Source organism: Phyllobacterium sp. P5_D12 (assembly GCF_054049495.1).
The window spans coordinates 1-548 of the sequence record NZ_JBFUMG010001187.1 but is presented as its reverse complement, the minus strand read 5'-3'; the positions used below and the strand labels follow the sequence as shown (position 1 = coordinate 548).

Below are 548 nucleotides of genomic sequence, written 5' to 3'. Positions count from 1 at the left end.
CATACCGGCGGTTCATTCGTAACTTATAGAGTCAAACAATTGCAAATCCGTTATGTTTCAATCGAATACAGTGCTCAAGATTGCGAAGATTTACCTGCATGGATCAATGGTGCTTGCGTCGCGGACGTTTTCAAGAGTAGGTACAGCTGAATATTGACAGCCCCTCAGGTGACACACTTGCCAACCGCCACCAGGCTCCGAATTGCCTCCTACATTTTGTCGTTCATCGCGCTCGTCGCTGTGCTTGAACTAGGCTTGCTCTCGGCTCTCCTCTCAGGACTGCTCGTCTACAACCTCGTCCATTATTCGGCTCCATTGCTCGGTAGACTAGGCATCTCCGGACATCTGGCAAAAACCATAGCGTTGGCAATGCTGGCGCTGATCTTCATCTTGGTGATTGTCGCAGCTGTCATGAGCAGCATGGCACTGCTCACCGATGGTTCCGACGAAGGTATAGTATCGCTTTTCCAGAAGATGGCGGAAATCATCGATACGGCCCAGTTACATCTGCCGAATTGGGCCCGCGATTATTTCCCGTCAAATCTCTG

At 50.4% G+C, this 548-nt stretch carries 1 pseudogene; it reads left to right on the top strand.

Annotated elements, in window-relative coordinates:
- Positions 1-177 precede the first annotated feature (177 nt).
- Positions 178-548 (top strand): annotated as a pseudogene (locus ACXJ5O_RS29420) (hypothetical protein); the annotation flags it as partial.